This window comes from Vibrio sp. 1F279, assembly GCF_041439815.1.
GTDB lineage: Bacteria > Pseudomonadota > Gammaproteobacteria > Enterobacterales > Vibrionaceae > Vibrio > Vibrio tasmaniensis_A.
Genome location: NZ_JBGOOU010000006.1, coordinates 112,793 through 136,332 on the forward strand (window position 1 = coordinate 112,793; position 23,540 = coordinate 136,332).

Below are 23,540 nucleotides of genomic sequence, written 5' to 3' on the forward strand. Positions count from 1 at the left end.
AGTGAAACCATCAGCACTTGTTACAAGCCTTACTATTTTGTTTTCCAGCTTATGGCTGCCTTTGTCATTTGCAGAAGAAACACTACTGACTTCAGAAAAAGTTCAACCAGCTCAACGTGTGGTTAGCCTTGCTCCTCATGCCACTGAACTCGCATACAGCGCTGGTTTAGGTGATAAGCTTGTTGCGGTGAGTGAGCGAAGTGATTATCCACTACAAGCTGACAAACTAGAGAAAGTGGCGAATTACCAAGGCATCAAGGTTGAGAAGATCATCGCCCTGCAACCTGATCTCATTCTCGCATGGCCAGCTGGAAACCCGCCCAGAGAACTCGCGAAACTGGAGCAATTTGGTTTTAATATTTATTACTCAAAAACCAAGAGCCTAGATAACATCGCGACCAATATTGAGCAACTTAGCCAATTCGCAAGCGATCCAAGTATTGGCGAAAATAACGCTCAACAATACAGAGAGCAGCTCAACGCGTTGAGACTAAAATACAAAGATGCCGAGCCAGTAAACTACTTCTACCAACTCAGTGAGAAGCCGATCATCACTGTTGCTCAAGGGCACTGGCCAAGTGAGGTGTTTGAGTTTTGTGGTGGCCACAATATTTTCGAAGACAGTGCTTCCCCTTACCCGCAAGTTGGCATTGAACAAGTTGTGTTAAGGAAGCCGCAAGTGATCTTCACTTCTCAGCACGCGATTGAGAATGGAACCATGTGGCAAACTTGGGAAGATGAGATCCCGGCAGTTGCTCAAAATCAGATTTGGTCACTTAATTCTGACTGGATTAATCGCCCGACAACAAGAACTTTGAAAGCAATCCAACAAGTGTGCGATTTCTTCGATAGAGCTAGGCAAAATCACTAACTATTTGCAGCGTTTTTTCGTACAATTCGCCACCGACCTGTCCCTACAATTTTAACTATAAGAGCACCAGTATCATGGACTCCATGCTGCTTTATATTATCGATTTATTTGGCACCGCCATCTTTGCCGTCTCAGGCGTATTTGTCGCTGGCCGTCTTAAGATGGATCCCTTTGGTGTCGCCGTTCTAGGCAGTGTAACCGCGATTGGCGGCGGTACTATTCGTGACATGGCATTGGGCGCGACACCTGTGTTTTGGATCACTGATACCACATACCTTTGGGTTATCATCACCACCTGTTTGCTGACCATGATTATAGTAAGACGTCCAAAGCGTCTGGCTTGGTGGATATTGCCAGTATGTGATGCGATCGGCTTAGCGGTGTTTGTTGGTATTGGTGTAGAAAAAGCACTAATTTATCAAGACTCGGCATTAGTGGCCATTATCATGGGTGTTATCACAGGCTGTGGTGGCGGTATTATCCGTGACGTACTTGCTCGTGAAGTCCCAATGATCCTAAGAAGTGAAGTCTACGCAACTGCTTGTATCATTGGTGGTACTTTCCATACCATGGCGCTCAACATGGGACACGACTCAGAAACCGCCTTTTTGGCCGGCGTGTTCACGACACTATTGATTAGGCTTGGCGCCATTCGTTGGCACTTATCACTGCCGACCTTTGCTATCAAATAAGCTATCGTTACAAAGTGAAAGGCTCCGCAAAGGGGCCTTTTTTAATCACGTTTAAAATCACTGATACCCTCTATTTCCATTATTCAAAGATCCCCTCCTTTCCTAACACTCTAGTTAGCTCATTAACTCATTCACCACTAGGTTAGTAATTTTTTTTGTTTACTTATCTAATTCACAGGCTATATTAATAAACAAATAACTTTATAAATTGATTTATTTACTAACATTGGCAAAAGGGAGTTCAAGATGAGTATCAATAAAGTAGGCATTGTTTTCTTCTCTAAGAATGGAGCGACTAAGCAAGTCGCTGAGACAATCGCTGAAGGCATTAACACTCAACAATCTAACTCAGCACTGCTCATCGAGGTGCTCTCTTCTGAAATAGTCGAAGGAAGATATGACAATGACGATAAGCTCAGCGCATTAGACAACTGTGACGCCATTATCTTTGGCTCCCCGACTTATATGGGCTCACCAGCAGCTCAATTTAAGAGCTTCATGGATGCGAGCAGTGATAGCTACTGTAAGAAGGCATGGCGAAATAAGCTCGCTGCAGGTTTCACCACTGGTGGTAGCCTTAACGGTGAACAACAGCAAACTCTACTGAGCTTTTTCACTCTGGCTTGTCAGCATGGCATGATTTGGGCAGGGCTTGATATCTCAAAGCATATTGATGATTTAGGTTTGAATCGCACCGGTTCAAGTATAGGTTTGGTCGCCAGTGATGATCAGACGGCTGAGAGCAACGATAATCACATCAATAGTAATGATCTTAAAACCGCTTTCTATTTTGGCCAACGCATCGCGAGTCTAGTTAAGAAAACCTAACTAGCTAATTAACGAGCTAACGTCAAAACCCCTAGCTTGTCTGATATCTATGAGCTCAGACTAGAGAATGAATGGCGTTTGAGGTAACTTGGTTTAATCATTCCCAACTTTCATGAATATAACCCAATGCTACTCGAAGGAATCGAAACTCTATTGGTTTTAAGTAAAGCAAAAACCATGAGCCGCACCGGCAGTTTGCTTTATATCAGCCAATCAGCGGTCAGCAAACGGATTGCTAATTTAGAGAAGAAGTTAGGCAAGAAACTCATAGAACCGAGTGGTCGACAGATCAAACTGACGCCGGATGCGATTGCATTAATCGAGAGTATCGGCCCTGCATTCAATGAACTTAGAGGGCTTATTTATGAGCAGCAAGAGTTGGAAGATACCACTCTCATCACCTTAGATAGCTCTAAGTCGCTGATCGCAGGTTATCTAGGTGAGATGATGGGCCAATTTATCCAGCAAGATAAATACATCACCATTACCACTAACCATACCCCAAGAATTATCGAGCGAGTGCAGTCTGGTAAGGCGACCTTGGGGTTGTGTGCTGGCTTACTGCCGCCGCATCATGGGTTGATGACATTCCACCTGTTTGATGAGCCGTTTTACATAGTAAGTAAGTCGCCGTTAACGGAGCTTCCTCCAATGGTCATCACTAACGATATGACCAATCCAGCAAACTCGTATCAGTTATCTGTGCTTGAAAAGTTCGGCATCAAACCCTTGATGGAGATGGATGCCTACACCGCAGCAGCCCAGCTAGCGTTGGGAGGAACGGGGCCGGCTTTGATCCCGCTCTCTATCGTAAAGACACTCAATATTGAGCCTCAATACCTATTTAGCTTCGCTGAATTAGAGGGGTTAATTCGACCTATTCATATCTGTGTAAGGCCGAACAGCTATCAATCTCCGCGAGTTAAAATACTGATAGAATCCATTGTTGATGCTGTTCCCAAAGCAGTTTAGACGCCATTAACATCGACATCACGATCACAAGGGGGCGAATCCATTTCTGCCCTTTTGTCACCACTACTTTAGCGCCAAGCTGAGCGCCCATAAAGCCACCAACCGCCATCACTAAGCCTAATTCCCAAATGGGTAAACCAGCCAAAATAAAGAAGATTAAAGCTGCGATATTCGAAGTGAAATTAAGAACCTTAGTACGTGCCGTTGCATCCACTAAAGAGAAATGGCCGATAGCGACAAAACAGACGGTGAAAATAGAACCCGTTCCTGGGCCAAAGAAGCCATCGTAGAAACCAACACCGCCACCAATGCACAAAGCAAACACGGCTTCAGACATCTTTTGCTTACCTTCAGACGCTCTGGTTTGTGGTGCTAATAGGAAATAGAGAGAGATGGCGATAAGCAGTAAGGGGATCATGCTCGTCAATAAGCTCGCATCAATATGCTGCACTAACTCAGCACCAATCGCAGAACCGATAAAGGTACAGAGAATGGCAAGACGCATCTCTTTTATGTTCACGATACCGTTGCGTACGAAATACCAACTGGCGGAGAAGCTGCCAAAAGAACTTTGAAGTTTATTGGTGGCCAGTGCCTGCGTTGGTGGAACTCCTGCCGCTAGCAATGCTGGTAGAGTCAATAATCCACCGCCGCCAGCCATTGCATCAATAAAGCCTGCCGCCGTTGCAACTACAAACAAGATAGCCAATATTTCTAGAGTGATTTCCATATACCAACGCCTTAAATTCTCGTGTAGCGACAACTTACCACCGTGAGCAAACAATCAACAACGAAACACAAGATTGTAACCTATTCCAAATTTTCATCATTTAACCGACACCAGATAACAGACATAAAAAAGCCCACTCCGAAGAGTGGGCTTTGAGCATTTATATCCGCTTAGCAGCGATACGCGTTAGTCTATTAAGCTAGAGAAGCTTTAACTTGTGCGTGTAGCTCTTGAACTGAAGTTACTGACGTTTTTGCGTCTGCAGTGTGCGCCATACAAGTCGCGAATGCTGCGTTTAGCGTAGTCGTGTAGTTCACTTTCTCAGCCAATGCGCCACGACGAAGAACTTTAGAATCTTCAATCGCTTGACGGCCAGCCGCAGTGTTCACGATGTACGTGTACTCGTTGTTCTTGATACGGTCAAGAATGTGAGGGCGACCTTCGTGTACCTTGTTTACTAGACGTGGGTTAATGCCCGCTTCGCCAAGGATAACAGCTGTACCGTGAGTTGCGTCTAGCTGGTAACCAAGCTTAGATAGCTTAGATGCTAGGTCAACAACACGCTCTTTGTCGCCTTCGCGAACAGAAAGCAATGCACGACCGCCTTCAGGGTAGATGTGACCACAACCCAATTCAGCTTTAGAGTATGCTTCAGCAAACGTTGCGCCAACACCCATAACTTCACCAGTAGAGCGCATTTCTGGGCCTAACAGTGGATCAACACCAGGGAATTTGTTGAACGGAAGAACAACCTCTTTCACTGAGTAGTAAGGTGGGATAATTTCTTTCGTAAAGCCTTGAGACTCTAACGATTGACCAGCCATCACACGAGCTGCAATCTTAGCGACTGCTGCGCCTGTTGCTTTCGATACGAACGGCACTGTACGTGCTGCACGAGGGTTAACCTCGATTAGGTACACTTGGTTGTTCTTAACAGCAAACTGCGTATTCATTAGACCACGAACACCCAACTCGAACGCTAGCTTTTCAACTTGCTCACGCATTACGTCTTGGATTTCTTGGCTTAACGTGTAAGCCGGAAGAGAACATGCTGAGTCACCTGAGTGAACACCCGCTTGCTCGATATGCTCCATGATACCCGCAATAACAACGCGCTCACCGTCACAAATCGCATCAACGTCCACTTCAACAGCATCGTCTAGGAAGCTATCAAGTAGAACTGGAGATTCGTTTGAAACGCTAACTGCTTCGTTGAAGTAGCGGCGTAAGTCTTGCTCGTCGTATACGATTTCCATCGCTCGACCACCAAGAACATAAGAAGGACGAACAACCAATGGGAAACCGATTTCGCGAGATTTCTCTACCGCTTGCTCCATTGTTGTTACTGTCGCGTTTTCTGGTTGTAGAAGACCAAGACGGTCAACAGCAACTTGGAAACGCTCACGGTCTTCTGCACGGTCGATTGCGTCTGGGCTAGTACCAATGATTGGTACGCCAGCAGCTTCAAGCTCACGAGCCAGTTTCAGTGGTGTTTGACCACCGTACTGAACGATAACGCCTTTTGGCTTCTCAACACGAACGATTGCTAGTACGTCTTCCAGAGTTACTGGTTCAAAGTACAGACGGTCAGACGTATCATAGTCTGTCGAAACTGTCTCAGGGTTACAGTTAACCATGATTGTTTCGTAGCCATCTTCACGTAGTGCTAGAGATGCATGTACACAACAGTAATCGAATTCAATACCTTGGCCGATACGGTTTGGACCGCCGCCTAAGATCATGATTTTCTCTTTGTCTGTTGGGTTCGATTCACATTCGTCATCGTAAGATGAGTACATGTAAGCCGTATCAGAAGAGAACTCAGCCGCACACGTATCTACGCGCTTGTAGACTGGGTGAATATCGTATTGGTCACGTAGACGACGAATTTCACTTTCAGCCACACCTAGAATCTTAGACAGGCGAGCATCAGCAAAACCTTTACGCTTAAGCTTCATTAGCTCGTCTTTATTCAGACCAGCAAAACCTTTCGCTTTAAGTTCTTGCTCTAGTTTTACGATGTCTTCGATTTGAACTAGGAACCAACGGTCAATTTGCGTTAGGTTGAATACACCATCAACTGACATACCAGCACGGAAAGCATCTGCGATGTACCAAATACGGTCAGAACCAGCTTCTTTAAGCTCATGGCGAATCGTCGTTAGAGCGTCAGGTGCATCTAGGTCGACCATTTCGTCAAAACCAGTTGCGCCAACTTCTAGACCGCGAAGTGCTTTCTGTAGAGATTCTTGTTGGTTACGGCCGATAGCCATAACTTCACCAACCGACTTCATTTGAGTCGTTAGACGGTCGTTAGCACCTGCAAACTTCTCGAAGTTAAAACGAGGAATCTTAGTTACCACGTAATCGATTGTTGGTTCGAATGATGCTGGTGTTGCGCCACCAGTGATGTCATTCATTAGCTCGTCTAGCGTAAAGCCAACAGCCAGTTTCGCTGCAATCTTAGCGATTGGGAAACCTGTTGCTTTAGAAGCAAGTGCAGAAGAACGAGATACACGTGGGTTCATCTCGATGATAACCATACGGCCATCTTTCGGGTTAATACCAAACTGTACGTTTGAGCCACCCGTTTCAACACCAATCTCACGCAGTACCGCTAGAGAAGCGTTACGCATTAGTTGGTATTCTTTGTCTGTTAGCGTTTGAGCAGGAGCCACAGTGATCGAGTCACCAGTGTGAATACCCATTGGGTCAAAGTTTTCAATCGCACATACGATGATGCAGTTGTCGTTCTTGTCGCGAACCACTTCCATCTCATACTCTTTCCAACCGATAAGTGACTCATCGATTAGAAGTTCGTTGGTTGGAGAAAGATCCAGACCACGACGACAAATTTCTTCAAATTCTTCTTTGTTATAAGCGATACCACCGCCTGTACCACCCATCGTAAACGATGGACGAATGATACAAGGGAAACCAACCATTTCTTGAACTTTGTAAGCTTCTTCCATCGTTTTCGCTGTATCAGCCGTTGGACACTCAAGACCAATAGCTTTCATTGCTTTATCAAAGCGAGAGCGGTCTTCAGCTTTATCGATAGCGTCAGCAGTTGCGCCAATCATCTCTACGCCGAACTCTTCAAGTACGCCGTATTTTTCTAAATCTAACGCACAGTTAAGTGCAGTTTGGCCGCCCATTGTCGGTAGAACTGCATCAGGCTTCTCTTTAGCGATGATGTTACGAACCACTTCCCATTGGATAGGTTCGATGTAAGTCGCATCAGCCATGTCTGGGTCAGTCATGATTGTCGCTGGGTTCGAGTTTACAAGAATAACTCGGTAACCTTCTTCGCGAAGTGCTTTACAAGCTTGAGCACCAGAGTAATCAAACTCACATGCTTGACCGATAACAATCGGACCAGCACCTAGAATTAGAACACTTTTAATGTCAGTACGTTTTGGCATTATCTACTACTCCGGATTACGCTTTGTCTTGTTTGTTTGCAACAGACTGGTTAATTAATTCAATGAAGTGGTCGAATAGCGGCGCCGCATCTTCTGGACCTGGACTTGCTTCTGGGTGACCTTGGAAGCTAAATGCTGGTTTGTCTGTACGGTGGATACCTTGTAGAGAACCATCAAATAGAGACTTATGAGTCGCTCGTAATGTCTCTGGAAGCGTATCTTCGTCAGCAGCAAAGCCGTGGTTTTGTGAAGTAATCATCACAACATCACGTTCTAAATCTTTAACCGGGTGGTTTGCACCGTGGTGACCAAACTTCATTTTCACTGTCTTAGCGCCTGACGCAAGAGCAAGAATCTGGTGACCTAGACAGATACCAAAGATTGGTAAACCTTTTTCTAGGAACACTTTTGTTGCTTCAATTGCGTAAGTACATGGTTCTGGGTCACCAGGGCCATTTGAAAGGAAAACACCGTCTGGGTTCAGAGCAAGTACTTCTTCAGCAGAAGTTTCAGCAGGAACAACCGTTAGGCGGCAGCCGCGGTCAACAAGCATTCGTAAGATGTTTCGTTTTGCACCGAAGTCATAAGCAACAACGTGGTATGGCAATTCAGAGTCTGCTTTCGCTTCAGGAAGTCCACCCGTAAGCGTCCACGAACCTTGTTTCCATTGATACGCTTCTTTTGTTGTAACTTCTTTCGCAAGGTCCATACCTTTCAGGCCAGGGAATTCTTTTGCTTTAGCTAGAGCCAAAGCTTCGTCTAAATTTCCATCATTTACTGAAGAGCCAGCTACGATACAACCGTTCTGTGCGCCTTTTTCACGAAGAATACGCGTCAGCTTACGAGTATCGATATCAGCGATACCAACAACGTTTTGCGACTTAAGGTAATCAGAAAGGGATTGTTCATTACGGAAGTTAGAAGCGATTAGAGGGAGATCGCGAATCACAAGGCCTTGAGCGTGGATTGAAGAAGATTCTTCGTCTTCGGAATTGGTTCCGGTATTGCCAATGTGAGGGTAAGTAAGGGTAACGATTTGTTGAGAATAGGAAGGATCAGTGAGGATTTCTTGGTACCCCGTCATCGAGGTATTAAAAACGACTTCACCAACTGCAGAACCTACAGCGCCAATGGCTTCACCGTGAAATACTGTCCCATCTTCTAGGACGAGTAGTGCTGACTTCTTCAAGACAACCTCCAGAAATAAAAATGCATTAAAATTGATTTAATTTGCAAATCTACCTTCCTGCAACACCAAAAACTGCGTGTTTATGGAAATTAGACAAATTGGCGGTATTTTAGTGATCTGCGTGATACGTGTCAACATTTAACGCAAAAGAAATTAAACATTTGTAATAACTAATTCAATTTCTCCCATCAAAGCTTCAAAAGTTCAACTTTCATACTCAATTAATAGGAATATTACGATTTTTTAATTTTCGCCCGTCATTTTCACCCACCATTAGGTGGCAAAAATATCACCAACAAAACGCAATCGATAAATACAATGAGTAAACACGTAGATTTAAAGCTTTAAATCAAAAATAAGAGTCAAGCGGTGATAAACAACAACTAAATACAGTTCTAATCAGGAAAATCGGAGAATAAGAAGAAAGTGACCAAGAGGAGTTTAAGTAGAAAAAAGGGGTAAATAAAGAAAGCGCCGGCAATTGCCAGCGCATAAATATCTATTTACAGATCGTTTAAACCAAGGACGTCTGTCATGGTATAAAAGCCTGCTGGCTTATCATTTAGCCAAACAGCTGCCTTGATTGCGCCATTAGCAAAGGTCATTCTATCCGTGGCTTTATGGGTAATTTCAACGCGCTCACCAATATCAGCAAACATTGCGGTATGCTCGCCAATGATGTCACCGGCACGGATTGTCGCAAAACCAATCTCATCTTTTGTACGCTCGCCCGTAATGCCTTCGCGTGACCATACAGCGACATCGTTTAGCTCATTGCCCATCGCACCAGCGATCGCTTCACCCATGCCGATCGCAGTACCTGACGGCGCATCGACTTTATGACGGTGGTGAGCCTCTACGATTTCAACATCACAGTAATCGCCCATCACTTTAGCGGCCTTCTCTAACAGCTTAAAAACCAAGTTCACGCCAACGCTATAGTTCGGTGCCATTACGATAGCCATTTCTTTTGAAGCCGCATCGATAACCTGCTTTTCTTCTTCAGAGAAACCCGTAGTGCCGATGATCAGTTTTTTACCGTGACGCTTACAAAGTTCAATATTCGCTAATGTGCTTACAGGTGCGGTAAAGTCGACGACCACGTCAAACTGTTCAACCGCTTTCGAAAGGTCATCAACTAGAGCCACATCAAAACGACCTTCACCGCATAACTCGCCAACGTCAACACCGACCAAAGATGATTCTGGACGTTCTGAACCAGCACCAACGCTTGCTTCTGAATTATGGTGAGCGGCTTTCACCAAGTTACGACCCATACGGCCAGCTGCTCCTGCAATTGCAATTCTTACCACTGCGAATATCTCCATTGTTTTGGTTACCGTTGCCACTTATCTCTTGCAGCAACGTTCAATCGATTAATCTCTTTAAACTAACAACAATCTCAAACTCAGGCTAGCAATTACGAAAACTCTTTTATTACTCGCTCTAAAATTGGCACGTTTGCTTCGGGGAAGGCGTATTGATTCAATGATTCAAGATCGACCCATTCACCTTGTTGACCTTCTTTACCATAAGGCTGCTCTTCAAAATCAGTAACCAAGATAAAATCAAACTTAAGAGACTTATCCGTATAGTCAAACTCAAGGTGTTCAAACAGAGACTGTTCTGTCACCTTAATACCAATCTCTTCATCAAGCTCACGAGTCATTGCTTGTTCGATGGTTTCGCCCGCTTCAACCTTGCCACCTGGAAATTCCCAAAAACCGCCTTTGTGTTTATCGTCTGGGCGCTTAGTGATAAATACCTGTGACTTATCTTGATTGAAGATGATGCCCGCTACAATGTGGATTCTTTTCATATGATGGTGTTCCTTCTATGTCCCTAGCGTCATTCCCTACAATGAGGAACGAATTAGATAGGGAATCTGCTCTTTTGTTAATTCGAAAGATCCCCGATTCGCTCGTCCCTCACTCTCGAGGATGACGCTATCGAAACCTTATTATTTTCACATACAAAAAGAGCCGCCTAAGCGACTCTTTTGATCAATAAGTTTGTGTGAAGCTAAGCTGTGACGTGGTGAGTGCAAGGAGGAGGCACGGAGCTTACGTTAGTAAGTGAGTACCTCCGACACTGCAATCATCCGTTACAGCAACGATTCACCAGACTTAGTCTATTTTACCGTGACACTGTTTGTACTTCTTACCACTTCCACATGGACATGGTTCGTTACGACCCACTTTACGCTCATCGCGTACTACCGTTTGTGGAGATGCCGCATCCGCTTCATCGTCAGCTAGCTGGTTTTCAGCCGTTGCATGTTGTGCTTGTGCACGACGCGCCGCTTGTTCAGCTTGAGCTTGACGTTGAGCTTCCATCTTTTCAACTTCTTCTTGTTGCTGAACACGAACTTTAGAAAGGATGGTCACAACGTCTGTTTTCAGTACATCTAGGAGGCCTTCAAACAGTTCAAACGACTCGCGCTTGTACTCTTGTTTCGGGTTCTTCTGAGCATAACCGCGTAAGTGGATACCTTGACGAAGGTGATCCATCGCAGCCAAGTGCTCTTTCCAAAGACCGTCTAGCGTTTGTAGCATCACAGACTTCTCGAAGTTACGCAGTACTTGAGCACCAACCACTTCTTCTTTCTGTTTGTACGAATCTACTGCCATACCAAGAATGCGCTCACGCAATGCTTCTTCATAAAGCTTGTCGTCTTCGTCTAACCAACCTTGAATATCAAAGTCTAGATCGAAATCATTTTTGAGACGATCTTGCAGACCTGCGATATCCCACATGTCTTCAAGAGACTGAGGAGCGATGTATTCATCAATAACTGACGCCAGTACATCTTCACGGTTGTGTTCAATCATCTCACTGATGTCATCTGAGCTCATCAGTTCATCACGTAGCTCATAAACAACCTTACGTTGGTCATTGGCTACGTCATCGTACTCAAGAAGCTGCTTACGGATGTCGAAGTTGCGACCTTCCACTTTACGTTGAGCTTTTTCAATTGAGCGAGATAACATCTTAGATTCAATCGCTTCGCCTTCGTCCATACCACTTTGGATAAGACCAGCCATGCGATCAGACGTAAAGATACGTAGTAGAGAATCTTCCATTGATAGGTAGAAACGAGAAGAACCCGCATCACCTTGACGACCAGAACGACCACGTAGCTGGTTATCGATACGGCGAGATTCATGACGCTCAGTACCAATGATGTGCAGACCACCTGACTCAAGTACTTTATCGTGAATGATTCTCCAATCAGCTTTGATCTTCTCGATCTGCTCTTTGGTTGGGTTATCTAGTTTCTCAAGTTGTGCCTGCCAGCTACCACCTAGCACGATATCGGTACCACGACCGGCCATGTTAGTTGCGATAGTTACCGCACCAGGCATACCAGCTTGTGCAACGATCTCAGCTTCCATTTCATGAAACTTAGCATTTAGAACGTTGTGCTTAATTTTTGATTTTTTCAATGCGTTAGACATCAGTTCAGATTTCTCGATAGAAACTGTACCAACCAGTGATGGCTGACCAGCCGCTACACGGTCTTTGATGTCTTCAATGATCGCATTGAACTTGTCTTCTTCAGTACGATAAACCACATCTGGCATATCGTTACGAACCATAGGCTTGTTGGTTGGGATAACCACCGTTTCTAGGCCGTAGATAGACTGGAATTCGAACGCTTCTGTATCAGCAGTACCTGTCATACCTGACAGTTTTTCATACAGACGGAAGAAATTCTGGAATGTGATCGATGCTAATGTTTGGTTTTCATTTTGAATCTTCACACCTTCTTTAGCTTCAACAGCTTGGTGTAAACCTTCAGACCAACGACGACCTGGCATAGTACGACCAGTATGTTCATCAACGATAACCACTTCGCCTTCTTCAGTAACGATGTAGTCGACGTTTTTCTCAAACAATACGTGTGCACGAAGCGCAGCATTCACATGGTGCAATAGGCTGATATTGGTTGGAGAGTAAAGTGTGTCACCCTCTTCCATCAAGCCGTTTTTGACCATTAGCTCTTCTACAAATTCTTGACCGTTTTCAGTCAGGTGAACCTGTTTTGATTTTTCGTCCATGGTGTAGTGACCTTCACCACGGTACTCTTCTGAATCTTCTTTATCTTGACGCTCTAGAGAAGGAATTAGAGTGTTAATGCGCGTATAAAGGTCAGAACTATCTTCAGCGGGGCCAGAGATAATTAACGGAGTACGAGCTTCATCAATTAATATTGAGTCAACCTCATCGACTACAGCAAAGAAGCGCTCACGTTGAACTCGGTCTTCAGCACGGAATGCCATGTTGTCACGAAGGTAATCAAAACCAAACTCGTTGTTTGTTCCGTATAGGATGTCAGCTTGGTACGCTTCTTTTTTCTCTGGCGGAGCCATGTTTGCCACATTCACGCCAACAGTCATGCCAAGGAATTCAAATAATGGGCGGTTTGTTTCCGCATCACGCTTCGCTAGGTAATCGTTCACCGTTATTACGTGAACACCTTTGCTTGGTAGCGCGTTTAGATAAGCTGGTAGGGTTGCGGTAAGTGTCTTACCTTCACCAGTACGCATCTCTGCAATTTGGCCAGCATTTAGAACCATGCCACCAATCATTTGCACGTCAAAATGACGCATGCCGTAAACACGCTTCGACGCTTCACGTACCGTAGCGAATGCTTCAGGTAGAAGTTGATCTAACGATTCACCTTTATCTAAGCGCTCACGAAACTCAACCGTTTTTGCTTTTAGTTCATCGTCTGAAAGAGCTTCAAACGTTGGTTCGAAGTTATTAATTTCTTTTACAATTTTTCTAAGGCGGCGCAGTGTTCTGTCATTGCGACTGCCAATTACCTTTGTCAGCAGCTTAGTAATCATGTGCTTGGAATCTCTTCGTTCTCAGATCGTCCGCGATCTATTTTAAATGCCGTCAGTCTCTACTAGCTATAAACTAGTCTTTAGTTACTAACCAAGGATACTGAGATAAATCTAGTATCTTTGATATTGTACTTGAGAGTAGAGTTTTCAAGGCTTCAGTTAAAATTAATGCCCTCTAGTGTAAGTAATTTTCACACCAACGACCATTTATAACCCCATTTGTTTGATGTGCTTGGTACTTTTCTTTCTAATTGTTGATGGATTAGCCAGACTGTAGCCAAATACTAGGCAACTTTTAAATACTGACGACACTGTATCTGGAAAATAGATACAAAAAAACCAGGTCAATGACCTGGTTTTCAAAATCTTATATTGTCGTAAACAACAATTACGCTAGAACCATTCCTGGTTCAGCAAACGCAACAGGAGAGCCAGCCTCTTCTTCGAATGTTGCCCATTCCCAAGCTTCTGCATCAGCAAGTACTGCGCGTAGTAGTTGATTATTTAGGCCGTGACCTGATTTGTATGCTCGGAACTCACCGATAATAGCGTGTCCACACATGTAAAGGTCACCAATCGCATCTAGCACTTTATGCGTTACGAACTCGTTTTCGAAACGTAGACCTTCTTCATTAAGAATTCGGTATTCGTCTAGTACGATTGCGCAATCAAAGCTACCACCCAAACACAAGTTTTGTGATTGTAGGTATTCAATATCACGCATGAAGCCGAAGGTACGAGCACGAGAAATTTCTTTCACAAAGCCTTGTGAAGAAAAATCAAACAACAGGTGCTGTTCATCAGATTCAATTGCTGGATGGTTGAATTCGATTTCGAAGTCCATACGGAAGCCGTTAAATGGCACAAACTCTGCCCACTTATCGCCATCTTCAAAACGGATTGGCTTTTTGATTCGAATAAAACGTTTCGCTGCATTCAGTGTTTCTACACCCGCTTGTTGTAGCAAGTATACGAATGGGCTTGCGCTACCATCCATAATTGGGATCTCTGGTGCATCGACTTCAACAATAATGTTGTCGATACCCATACCCGCTAGAGCTGCGTTAAGGTGTTCCACTGTAGAGATACGTACGCCTTCGTCATTAACAAGAGCAGTACATAACATAGTGTCACGAACTGACGCTGGATCAGCTGGGAAATCTACAGGTGGATTTACATCTGTACGACGATAAACAATACCTGTATTTGCAGCTGCCGGGCGAAGAGTAAGTGTGACTTTACGACCAGAGTGGAGACCCACACCAGTTGTTTTCACAATTTCTTTCAGAGTACGTTGTCTGATCATCTGCTTGCCTCGTTATCAGTGCTACAAATCACGGTCAGTATTTACCGACCGCGAATTTTACCATTAATTCGACGATAGTCAAACTTTGGGTATTTGTTAATCAGCCTGACGTCGTAAGAATGCCGGAATATCTAAGTATCCACTCTCTTTCTCAGCTTTAGGTGCTGCACTTTGGCTAGCGCCTGTACCTGAAGAAACAGGTGACGTTGTTGGCTGCGGCTTAACTTGAGGTTTCACCTCAGTTTTTTCTTGCAATGGTTGTGCCACTTTATCTTCCACTTTTGGTGCAGTTTGAGCCGCTACCTGTGGTTGAGGAGTTGGTGCAACCTTAGCTTTACCACCAGCAACTAGTGTAATGTCTGGTTTTTTCTCTGTGCCGATACCTGTTGCTACAACAGTTACACGGATTTCATCCGTCATATCAGGGTCTAGAGATGTACCAATAACAACCGTTGCGTTATCAGATGCGAATGCCTTAACTGTATTACCTACTGTTTCGAATTCATCTAAGCGCATATCTAGGCCAGCTGTGATGTTCACAAGAACGCCACGAGCACCAGCTAGGTCGATGTCTTCTAGTAGTGGGCTAGAAATTGCCGTTTCAGCAGCTTCTTCAGCACGGTCTTCGCCTTTTGCGATACCGCTACCCATCATTGCATGACCCATCTCTGACATTACGGTGCGAACATCCGCGAAATCGACGTTAATCATACCTGGGCGAGTAATTAGCTCAGCGATACCTTGTACAGCATTTTTAAGTACATCATTTGCACTTGCGAAAGCTTCTAGCAGAGTGACGCCGCGGCCAAGTACCTTAAGTAGCTTTTCATTTGGAATCGTAATTAAAGAATCCACATGCTTAGAAAGCTCTTCGATACCTTGCTCAGCAAACGCTAAACGCTTTTTGCCTTCGAAGCTAAATGGCTTAGTTACAACAGCAACCGTTAGCACACCCAGCTCTTTCGCAACTTCAGCAATAACTGGAGCAGCACCTGTACCCGTACCACCGCCCATACCAGCTGCGATAAATACCATATCGGCGCCAGTTAGAACTTCTTTAATTCTTTCTCGATCTTCGAGAGCTGCATCACGGCCTACTTGTGGGTTTGCACCAGCGCCCAAACCTTTAGTGATATCACCACCAATTTGGATCACGCTGCTAACGCTTGTTTTACGAAGTGCTTGTGCATCAGTGTTAACACTGATGAATTCTACACCTTCGATTGATTCACGCACCATGTGCTCAACAGCGTTACCGCCACCGCCACCAACTCCAACGACTTTAATTACTGCATCGTCAGACATTTCCATCATCGGTTCAAACATGTGTTATCTCCGTTTTTTCCTGCAACTCAGGTTAAAACTCTTTTTGTATCCAATTACGCAATTTACCAAATAAACCAGACATAGAAGGTGCTGAACGCTTAGGTTCGCTGTAATCACCTTCATCGCTGATCTGACAATCTCTTGCGTAATGAAGTAAACCAACCGCCGTAGAATGATACGGCTCTTTAACATAGTCGGTTAAACCACTAACTTCTAACGGCTTACCAACTCGAACTTGATTGCGGAAAACACGTTCCGCACACTCTACCAATCCGTCAATTTGTGCCGCTCCACCAGTGAGAACGACGCCAGCTGCAAGGTGGTGTTTAATACCTTCATCTCGTAGCTGTAATTGAACCGTATCAATAGTTTGGTTAACGAGCCCCATAAGTTCAGTGTAACGTGGTTCAATCACTTCCGACAAAGTTTGTCTTTGCAAACTTCTCGATGGACGGCCACCTACACTAGGGACGTTAACAGAATCATCCTTGCTTACGAGTTCACTCAGAGCGCAACCATGGTTTACTTTTATCTCTTCAGCATCGCTCACTGGCGTGCCAAAAGCGAAGGCAATATCACTGGTTACTGCATTTCCTGCGTAGGAAAAGACTTCTGTGTGTCGCAGTGCGCCGCCAGTCCAAATGGAGATATCCATCGTACCAGCACCAATATCAACAACACAGACTCCAAGCTCTCTCTCGTCGTCAGTAATTACCGCATTACTTGAGGCAAGTCCTGAAAACACGATTTGTTCTACAGTGAGACCACATCGTTCAACAGCTTTAATAATATTTCTCGCCATGTCGCTATGGCAAGAAATTAGGTGAACACTGACTTCCATTCGAACACCAGATAAACCAAGTGGGTTCTTAATCCCTTCTTGATAATCAATGGTAAATTCCTGAGGGATCACGTGCAGAATTCTCTGCTCATCACCTATTTTAATTGATTTCGCGGTATGGATCGCTCGATCCATATCGTCTTGAGACACTTCTTCATCAGAGATAGTGCCCATGCCTTTTTCAATTCGGCTTGCGATATGTTTACCCGATAGCGAGATAAATACATTGCTGATTTGGCATTCCGCCATCAACTCTGCTTGATCAATAGCTCGCTGAACCGACTTAACTACCGACTCTAGGTCGTTTACACCACCTTTATCCATACCTCTGGATGGGCTTTGCCCAGAACCAATGATATTGATTTGACCATCAGGCAATATTTCACCAACTAGAGCTGATATGGTCGCAGTGCCTATATCAAGACCAACGATTATGTTGTCATCTGCGGTCTTAGTCATCTGTGCTCTCTTCTAACTCTTGCTCTGGAAACCAGCCTACAGCGGCTCCCGTATCGTACCTGAGGTCGATGTAGCTCACTTGATTCGCCTTACTACCTAATTCGTTGTAAAGCGAAATAAAGCGCTCAACACGCTCATCTAAAAAATCTTTACCTAATTCTAAACGAATACCGTTGTCTAGAATGATTTGCCAGGCGCGACGCTCATTGAGAACGAGCGAGGTAACGGTTAACCCTAGGCTGTTAATTAAAGGCGTTATCTGTCGCCACTTTTCAATCACTTGTTGGCTAGTGCCATCTGGACCGTAAAGTTTAACTCTATCACCCTTCAAAAGGCCAATATCACCATTAAACACCTGACCATCTTCATTCAACAGCATATTGCCATTCCAGATAGCTGTCGCATGATACTCAGTCAAAAATACTTTTATTGTGTCTGGCCACTGCTTACGAATCGAGACAACAGAAACCCAAGGCAACGCTTCTAAACTGTGTTGCAACACGCCAATATCTTGAGACATGAATGTTCCAATATGCTCTAGCTCGCTAAAGGCATGTTGAACATCACCAGCGGTTACATAAGTTAAGTCGCCTTGCAGTACTATTTTAGAGAGAGGCAATCGCTGATCGTCCCACATCCAAGTCAGTGTGGTATAGAAAAGAAATCCAATGAATAGCAATACCATGACAAAAAAAGACCCGCCTAAGGCGTGTTTCTTGAGCGACGGTAAACTGAATAGGTGGCGGTTTTCGCTAAAAGTACTTTCTACCAAAGCCCGCATTCCCTGTCGTTGGTTCGCAATTCTATTCCCTATCTTCGTAATAGAGGTAAAAGCACTTACTTTAACCTATGAATTATACTGAGCAAAATTAAACTATCAAACGTTGATAATAAGATTTTTGGTCAATTTTAGGTCAATCGCAAGAAGTGAGCGATTGACCACAGTCTGTAGACAGTATTCTGTTACGCGTTCTGCATCTTATTAATGTCTAACTGCAATGATTCCAACTGCTTCGCTACTCGGCCAACATCGCCCGCACCCTGCGTTAAAACAAGGTCACCACCTTGAATTACGTTGGCTAAAGCCGATGGCAGTGCGTTGATATCGGCAACAAAAATTGGATCTATCTTACCACGCCCGCGAATAGTTCGACTTAATGAACGCCCATCAGCCCCTGCAATTGGTTTCTCACCTGCAGAATAAACATCCAATAGAATAAGTACATCAACTTGCTCAAGAACATTCGCAAAATCATCATATAGATCACGAGTACGGCTGTAACGGTGCGGTTGGAAGATCATAACAAGACGCTTATCAGTCCAACCACTTCGTGCTGCTTGAATGGTTACGTCCACTTCGGTTGGGTGATGACCGTAATCATCGACCAGCATTGCAACGCCTTTACCTGTTTCGTACTCACCTAGGTGATCGAAACGACGACCCGTGCCTTCGGTTCCAGCCATCGCTTTTAGAATCGCTTCATCGCTGATGTCATCTTCCGTTGCAACAGCAATCGCAGCGGATGCATTCAATGCATTGTGACGACCCGGAATGTTTAGCGTAATATCAAGGTTAGCTTTACCTTTGCGTACCACCGTGAACTTGCCTTGCTGACCTTGTTGTACGTAGTTTTCAATACGGATATCAGCATCTTCTGAGAAGCCGTAAGTAATCACTTGGCGGCTAACCTGAGGAATAAGCTCACGCACTACAGGATCATCAACACACATAACAGCCTGGCCGTAGAATGGCAGGTTGTGTAAGAAATCAATAAACGTCTGCTTCAGCGTTTCAAAATCACCGCCGTAAGTATCCATATGATCCGCTTCGATGTTAGTGACAATACTAACCATTGGTTGCAGATGTAAGAATGAAGCATCACTCTCATCGGCTTCAGCGATAAGAATACGGCTTGAACCTAAACGTGCGTTAGTGCCGGCACTTTTCACCAAACCACCGTTTACGAAGGTTGGATCTAGGCCTGCTTCAGAGTAAATCTGTGTCACTAGCGCAGTGGTGGTTGTTTTACCGTGTGTACCTGCCACAGCAATGCCGTGACGAAAACGCATCAGCTCAGCCAGCATTTCAGCACGACGAACGATCGGTGTGCGCGCTTCACGAGCAGCAATAATTTCTGGGTTTTCTTCGTTGATAGCGGTTGAAACCACCACCACACTTGCATCGGCAACGTTACTTGCTTGGTGACCAACGTAAACAGTAGCCCCCTTGCTAACTAAGCGTTCTGTCACTGGATTTTGAGCAATATCAGAACCTGTGATCTGGTAGCCTTCATTAAGCAAGACTTCAGCAATCCCGCTCATTCCGGCACCACCAATACCAATGAAGTGGATAGATTTAACACGGCGCATCTCTGGCACCATTGCACGGATTTGCGCTAAGTCTTGGGTATGTTCAATCGTCATCAATTCAATCTCATTATTTTGCTAAAGCTTTGATCGCTTCAGCGACAGTCACATCAGCATCAAGCTTGGCGGCTTGACGAGCTTTTGTTGCCATCATTTTTAATTCATTTCTATCAAGCTGCGCGATAGTGTTCGCGAGTTTATCAGCCGTTAGTTGAGGCTGTTCAATCATTAACGCCGCGCCACATTCTACTAAATGATCGGCATTCAACGCTTGTTGTCTGTCTTTGTGCATAAACGGAACGAAAATAGAACCTACACCAGCAGCAGACACTTCAGATACGGTTAATGCACCAGAGCGACACACTAATAGATCTGCCCACTCATAAGCTTGCGCCACATCATCAATAAATTCAGTCACTTGAACATTATCTACAGAATGTGATTTGTATTGTTCAATCACTTGCTGTTGATTGTTCTTACCTGCTTGATGCACCACAGTGAAGCCTTCACCAAGCTGCGCCATCGTTACTGGCAAGGTATCGTTCAGGATTTTTGCGCCCTGACTACCACCCATAACCAAGATGCGGATGTCACCATCACGCTCAGCCATGCGTTGCTCGGGTTCAGCTAAGGCAACAACATCTTCGCGTACTGGGTTACCCACCACTTCTGCGGTAGGAAACGCACCAGGAAAAGCTTGGAAAACCTTTTTAGCAATCTTAGACAGCCATTGGTTGGTTAAACCTGCCACTGCATTTTGTTCATGTAGAACCACTGGAATACCAGATAACCAAGCCGCGATACCACCTGGGCCACTGACGTAACCACCCATGCCAAGCACCACATCAGGTTGCCATGCTTTAATATGTCGTCTGGCTTGAAGTATGGCATTAATAATCTGGAACGGCGCTTTAATTAATTTACTAACGCCTTGACCACGCAGGCCTTTCACCTTAATGAAGTCGATCTCAATACCATGCTTTGGCACTAAATCCGCTTCCATTCTGTCTGCGGTTCCTAACCAGCGAATTTCCCAACCTTGTTGCTGAAGCTTTTTCGCCACGGCTAACCCCGGGAAAACGTGACCGCCAGTACCACCAGCCATCACTAAAAGTTTTTTGTTTTGTTTCATAACGTTATGATTCTTATTCTACTAATTCGTTTTGATTGTCGGCTTGTTCTTTCTGTTGCACTCGGCATTCATGATCGATACGCAGCAGCATAGAAACCGCAACTGACATCACGATAAGGCTTGAACCACCGTAACTGATCAGCGGTAAGGTTAGACCTTTGGTCGGAACAATACCTGAAGCGGCACCGACATTAACAAGCGTCTGAAAAGCAAACCAAATACCAATGCCAAACGCCAGATAACCGCTGAACACTTGGTCGTTTTCGAAAGCTTTTTTACCAATAAAAATAGCTTTAAAAACCAAGCTAAAGATCAGCATCAACACTAAGGTTACGCCAACAAAACCCAACTCTTCTGCCAGTACAGCAAAAACAAAATCGGTGTGTGCTTCAGGTAGGTACTCGAGTTTTTGAATTGAATTACCAAGCCCTTGTCCCATCCAATCACCACGACCGAACGCCATCAATGATTGAGTTAGCTGATAACCACTACCAAACGGGTCACTCCAAGGTTCCCAGAATGACGTAACACGTCGAACACGATAAGGCTCAATAACAATCAATCCCACAACGGCAGCAATACCTGCCACCATTAAGGCTATAAATTGTGACAGCTTAGCACCTGCGATAAATAACATGCCAAACAATGTAACCAACATTACGACAACGGTCCCCAAATCGGGCTGGCCAAGTAGCAACACCGCAAAGGCACCGAACACCATGATCGGTTTACCAAAACCACCGAAGAAGGTTTTTCTCACTTCATCCTGTTTACGAACCAAGTAGCCCGCCATAAAGATAAACAGAGATAACTTAGCGACTTCAGCAGGTTGTAAGTTAAACAGCCCGAGAGGAATCCAACGTGAGGCACCGTTAACCGACTTACCGACGGCTAACACCACCACTAGCAAAAAGAAGGATAAGCCCAATAGGTACATACTGTATTGAAACCAGCGTTTCATCGGGATTTGTAATATTACGCTGGATACACCTAACGCTAACACCAGGAAAATGGCGTGGCGGAACATGAAGTGAAACGGCTGATCGGTTAAACGAGCACTGATTGGGAACGAAGCCGACGTTACCATTACCAAGCCCGTCAGCATCAGTCCAAGAGCAATCCATACCAACTGACGATCGTAGAGCGCCTCTGGTGTAGCACGGTTAAGCCATTGCCAAATAGATTGATTAATCTCTTTCACTCTTTGCACTGAATGTTAGTCCTTCAACACGTTAGGCATACTCATGAGCAAGTTCAGTGAACGCATCACCTCTTGCCATGAAATTATTAAATTGATCGAAGCTTGCGCACGCCGGAGACAGCATCACCATATCTCCAGCCACCAGCTGTGGTGAGATGGATTCGATTATCTGCTGCATGGTATCGAACTTTTGTGCCGATGGGTGTAGAGGCATGAATTGATCTGCATCCTCACCGAAGCAACACAGTTGTACGCGGTCTAGTTGCGCCAACACAGGCTTAAGCTCGCTAAAGTCAGCGCCTTTGCCCACACCTCCGACTAAGAGGTACAAAGTACCTTGGTACTCTAACCCCGACAAAGCAGCCTGTGTGCTGGCTACGTTGGTCGCTTTCGAGTCGTTAACCCATTTGATTTCGCGTTTGTCAGCCACTACTTGGCAGCGATGCGTTAAACCGTTGTAGGCTTTCAGAGCTTCAAGGCTTTTGCTGTAATCAATACCAACTTGCTTAAGCAGTGCTAAAGAGACTAACGCATTCGCCACGTTATGACGTCCAACCAATGTTAAATCTTGGGTAGCAAGTACTGGCTTACCGTTATCCACTAGCCATTCGGTACCATCGACCATTGATACACCAAACTCTTGGTCATCAAGTCCAAATGTCACCAAAGACATCGTTTGATCAGGATAAGTCTCTTTGTCTTCGCGGTTTACAATCGCGTACTGAGCGTTATTAAAAATTCTTAATTTAGCGTCACGGTAATCGGCCATGCCTTGATAGCGATCCATATGATCTTCTGACAAGTTCAAAAAGGCCGCCGCTGCAAGATTTAGGCTGGATGTTGTCTCTAGCTGAAAGCTTGAAAGCTCAAGGACATATAAGTCGGCATCAAGCTCAAGTAGGTCTAAGGCAGGAATACCGATGTTGCCACCAACGCCAACGTTAAGACCGGCAGCTTTAGCAAGCACACCTGTTAAATCGGTCACAGTACTCTTACCATTGGAGCCTGTTATTGCCACGACGGGTTTGTTTATCGCCCAGCCAAACAGTTCAATATCGCCAACAACCGAAATACCCGCTTGAATAACATCTTGTATTTCAGGGGTCGCTAAGGCGATACCTGGGTTAGCAACCACTAAATCAGCTTCCGCTAACCATTGGCTATTCCAACTTCCAGAATGCAGCTCTACCGATTTAGGCAAAGATTCTTTTCCTGGTGGTAGCTCTCGCGTATCAATTACCTTCACATGCGTATGAGGTTGATATTTTACGAGATGTTTAACGACAGAGAGCCCGGTAATACCGAGCCCCACAACCACTACATTTTGAATATTTTGCCAATGTTCCAT

Annotated in this window: 18 protein-coding genes; 4 read left to right on the forward strand and 14 right to left on the reverse strand. The window is 44.8% G+C overall.

What is annotated here, in order from left to right; genetic code table 11:
- Position 1 precedes the first annotated feature (1 nt).
- The 4 genes from btuF to ACED60_RS06840 all read left to right on the forward strand — a co-directional run bounded on the left by btuF (position 2) and on the right by ACED60_RS06840 (position 3,363).
- Complete coding sequence (gene btuF, locus ACED60_RS06825) at positions 2-871, forward strand: vitamin B12 ABC transporter substrate-binding protein BtuF (RefSeq protein WP_012603224.1); 870 nt, start codon at positions 2-4, stop codon at positions 869-871.
- A 74-nt stretch (positions 872-945) separates the two neighbouring features.
- Positions 946-1,563: a TRIC cation channel family protein gene (locus tag ACED60_RS06830; protein WP_009848396.1), complete on the forward strand. Its 618-nt coding sequence runs from the start codon at positions 946-948 to the stop codon at positions 1,561-1,563.
- A 246-nt stretch (positions 1,564-1,809) separates the two neighbouring features.
- Complete coding sequence (locus tag ACED60_RS06835) at positions 1,810-2,391, forward strand: flavodoxin family protein (protein WP_102571749.1); 582 nt, start codon at positions 1,810-1,812, stop codon at positions 2,389-2,391.
- Positions 2,392-2,517: 126 nt separating this feature from the next.
- Entirely contained in the window at positions 2,518-3,363 is an 846-nt protein-coding gene (locus ACED60_RS06840) for a LysR family transcriptional regulator (protein WP_102453233.1), read from the forward strand.
- Here the strand turns inward: ACED60_RS06840 and ACED60_RS06845 are convergent.
- The 14 genes from ACED60_RS06845 to murD form a co-directional block, all read right to left on the reverse strand.
- Positions 3,314-4,093, reverse strand: a complete 780-nt coding sequence (locus ACED60_RS06845) for a TSUP family transporter (protein ID WP_017080245.1) — start codon at positions 4,091-4,093, stop codon at positions 3,314-3,316. The genes ACED60_RS06840 and ACED60_RS06845 overlap by 50 nt on opposite strands.
- A gap of 194 nt (positions 4,094-4,287) precedes the next feature.
- Positions 4,288-7,518, reverse strand: a complete 3,231-nt coding sequence (carB, locus tag ACED60_RS06850; RefSeq protein WP_009848393.1) for a carbamoyl-phosphate synthase large subunit — start codon at positions 7,516-7,518, stop codon at positions 4,288-4,290.
- Between the two features lie 16 nt (positions 7,519-7,534).
- Positions 7,535-8,707 carry a glutamine-hydrolyzing carbamoyl-phosphate synthase small subunit gene (gene carA, locus ACED60_RS06855; protein WP_371702220.1) on the reverse strand — a complete coding sequence of 391 codons (1,173 nt, stop codon included), beginning with the start codon at positions 8,705-8,707 and terminating at the stop codon, positions 7,535-7,537.
- A 503-nt stretch (positions 8,708-9,210) separates the two neighbouring features.
- A complete protein-coding gene (gene dapB, locus ACED60_RS06860; RefSeq protein ID WP_371727211.1) occupies positions 9,211-10,035 on the reverse strand; it encodes a 4-hydroxy-tetrahydrodipicolinate reductase in 825 nt (274 codons plus the stop codon).
- Between the two features lie 92 nt (positions 10,036-10,127).
- Positions 10,128-10,526, reverse strand: coding sequence for an 8-oxo-dGTP diphosphatase MutT (gene mutT / locus ACED60_RS06865; RefSeq protein ID WP_371727191.1), 399 nt, complete (start codon positions 10,524-10,526; stop codon positions 10,128-10,130).
- A gap of 307 nt (positions 10,527-10,833) precedes the next feature.
- Positions 10,834-13,560, reverse strand: coding sequence for a preprotein translocase subunit SecA (gene secA / locus ACED60_RS06870; protein WP_371727192.1), 2,727 nt, complete (start codon positions 13,558-13,560; stop codon positions 10,834-10,836).
- Between the two features lie 388 nt (positions 13,561-13,948).
- Positions 13,949-14,866, reverse strand: coding sequence for a UDP-3-O-acyl-N-acetylglucosamine deacetylase (gene lpxC / locus ACED60_RS06875; protein WP_135382845.1), 918 nt, complete (start codon positions 14,864-14,866; stop codon positions 13,949-13,951).
- 96 nt (positions 14,867-14,962) lie between these two features.
- Positions 14,963-16,192, reverse strand: a complete 1,230-nt coding sequence (gene ftsZ, locus ACED60_RS06880) for a cell division protein FtsZ (RefSeq protein WP_012603216.1) — start codon at positions 16,190-16,192, stop codon at positions 14,963-14,965.
- 31 nt (positions 16,193-16,223) lie between these two features.
- Complete coding sequence (ftsA, locus tag ACED60_RS06885) at positions 16,224-17,492, reverse strand: cell division protein FtsA (protein WP_004729844.1); 1,269 nt, start codon at positions 17,490-17,492, stop codon at positions 16,224-16,226.
- Positions 17,485-18,264 (reverse strand): cell division protein FtsQ/DivIB, encoded by a 780-nt coding sequence (locus ACED60_RS06890; RefSeq protein WP_009848959.1) that lies wholly within the window; start codon positions 18,262-18,264, stop codon positions 17,485-17,487. The genes ftsA and ACED60_RS06890 overlap by 8 nt, the downstream gene beginning before the upstream one ends.
- A 191-nt stretch (positions 18,265-18,455) precedes the next feature.
- On the reverse strand, positions 18,456-19,916 hold the full coding sequence (gene murC, locus ACED60_RS06895; RefSeq protein ID WP_135382844.1) for a UDP-N-acetylmuramate--L-alanine ligase: 1,461 nt from the start codon (positions 19,914-19,916) through the stop codon (positions 18,456-18,458).
- Between the two features lie 13 nt (positions 19,917-19,929).
- Positions 19,930-20,991: an undecaprenyldiphospho-muramoylpentapeptide beta-N-acetylglucosaminyltransferase gene (murG, locus tag ACED60_RS06900; RefSeq protein ID WP_135382843.1), complete on the reverse strand. Its 1,062-nt coding sequence runs from the start codon at positions 20,989-20,991 to the stop codon at positions 19,930-19,932.
- 13 nt (positions 20,992-21,004) lie between these two features.
- Positions 21,005-22,201: a cell division protein FtsW gene (gene ftsW, locus ACED60_RS06905; protein ID WP_009848956.1), complete on the reverse strand. Its 1,197-nt coding sequence runs from the start codon at positions 22,199-22,201 to the stop codon at positions 21,005-21,007.
- A 22-nt stretch (positions 22,202-22,223) separates the two neighbouring features.
- Positions 22,224-23,540 (reverse strand): UDP-N-acetylmuramoyl-L-alanine--D-glutamate ligase, encoded by a 1,317-nt coding sequence (murD, locus tag ACED60_RS06910; RefSeq protein ID WP_371727193.1) that lies wholly within the window; start codon positions 23,538-23,540, stop codon positions 22,224-22,226.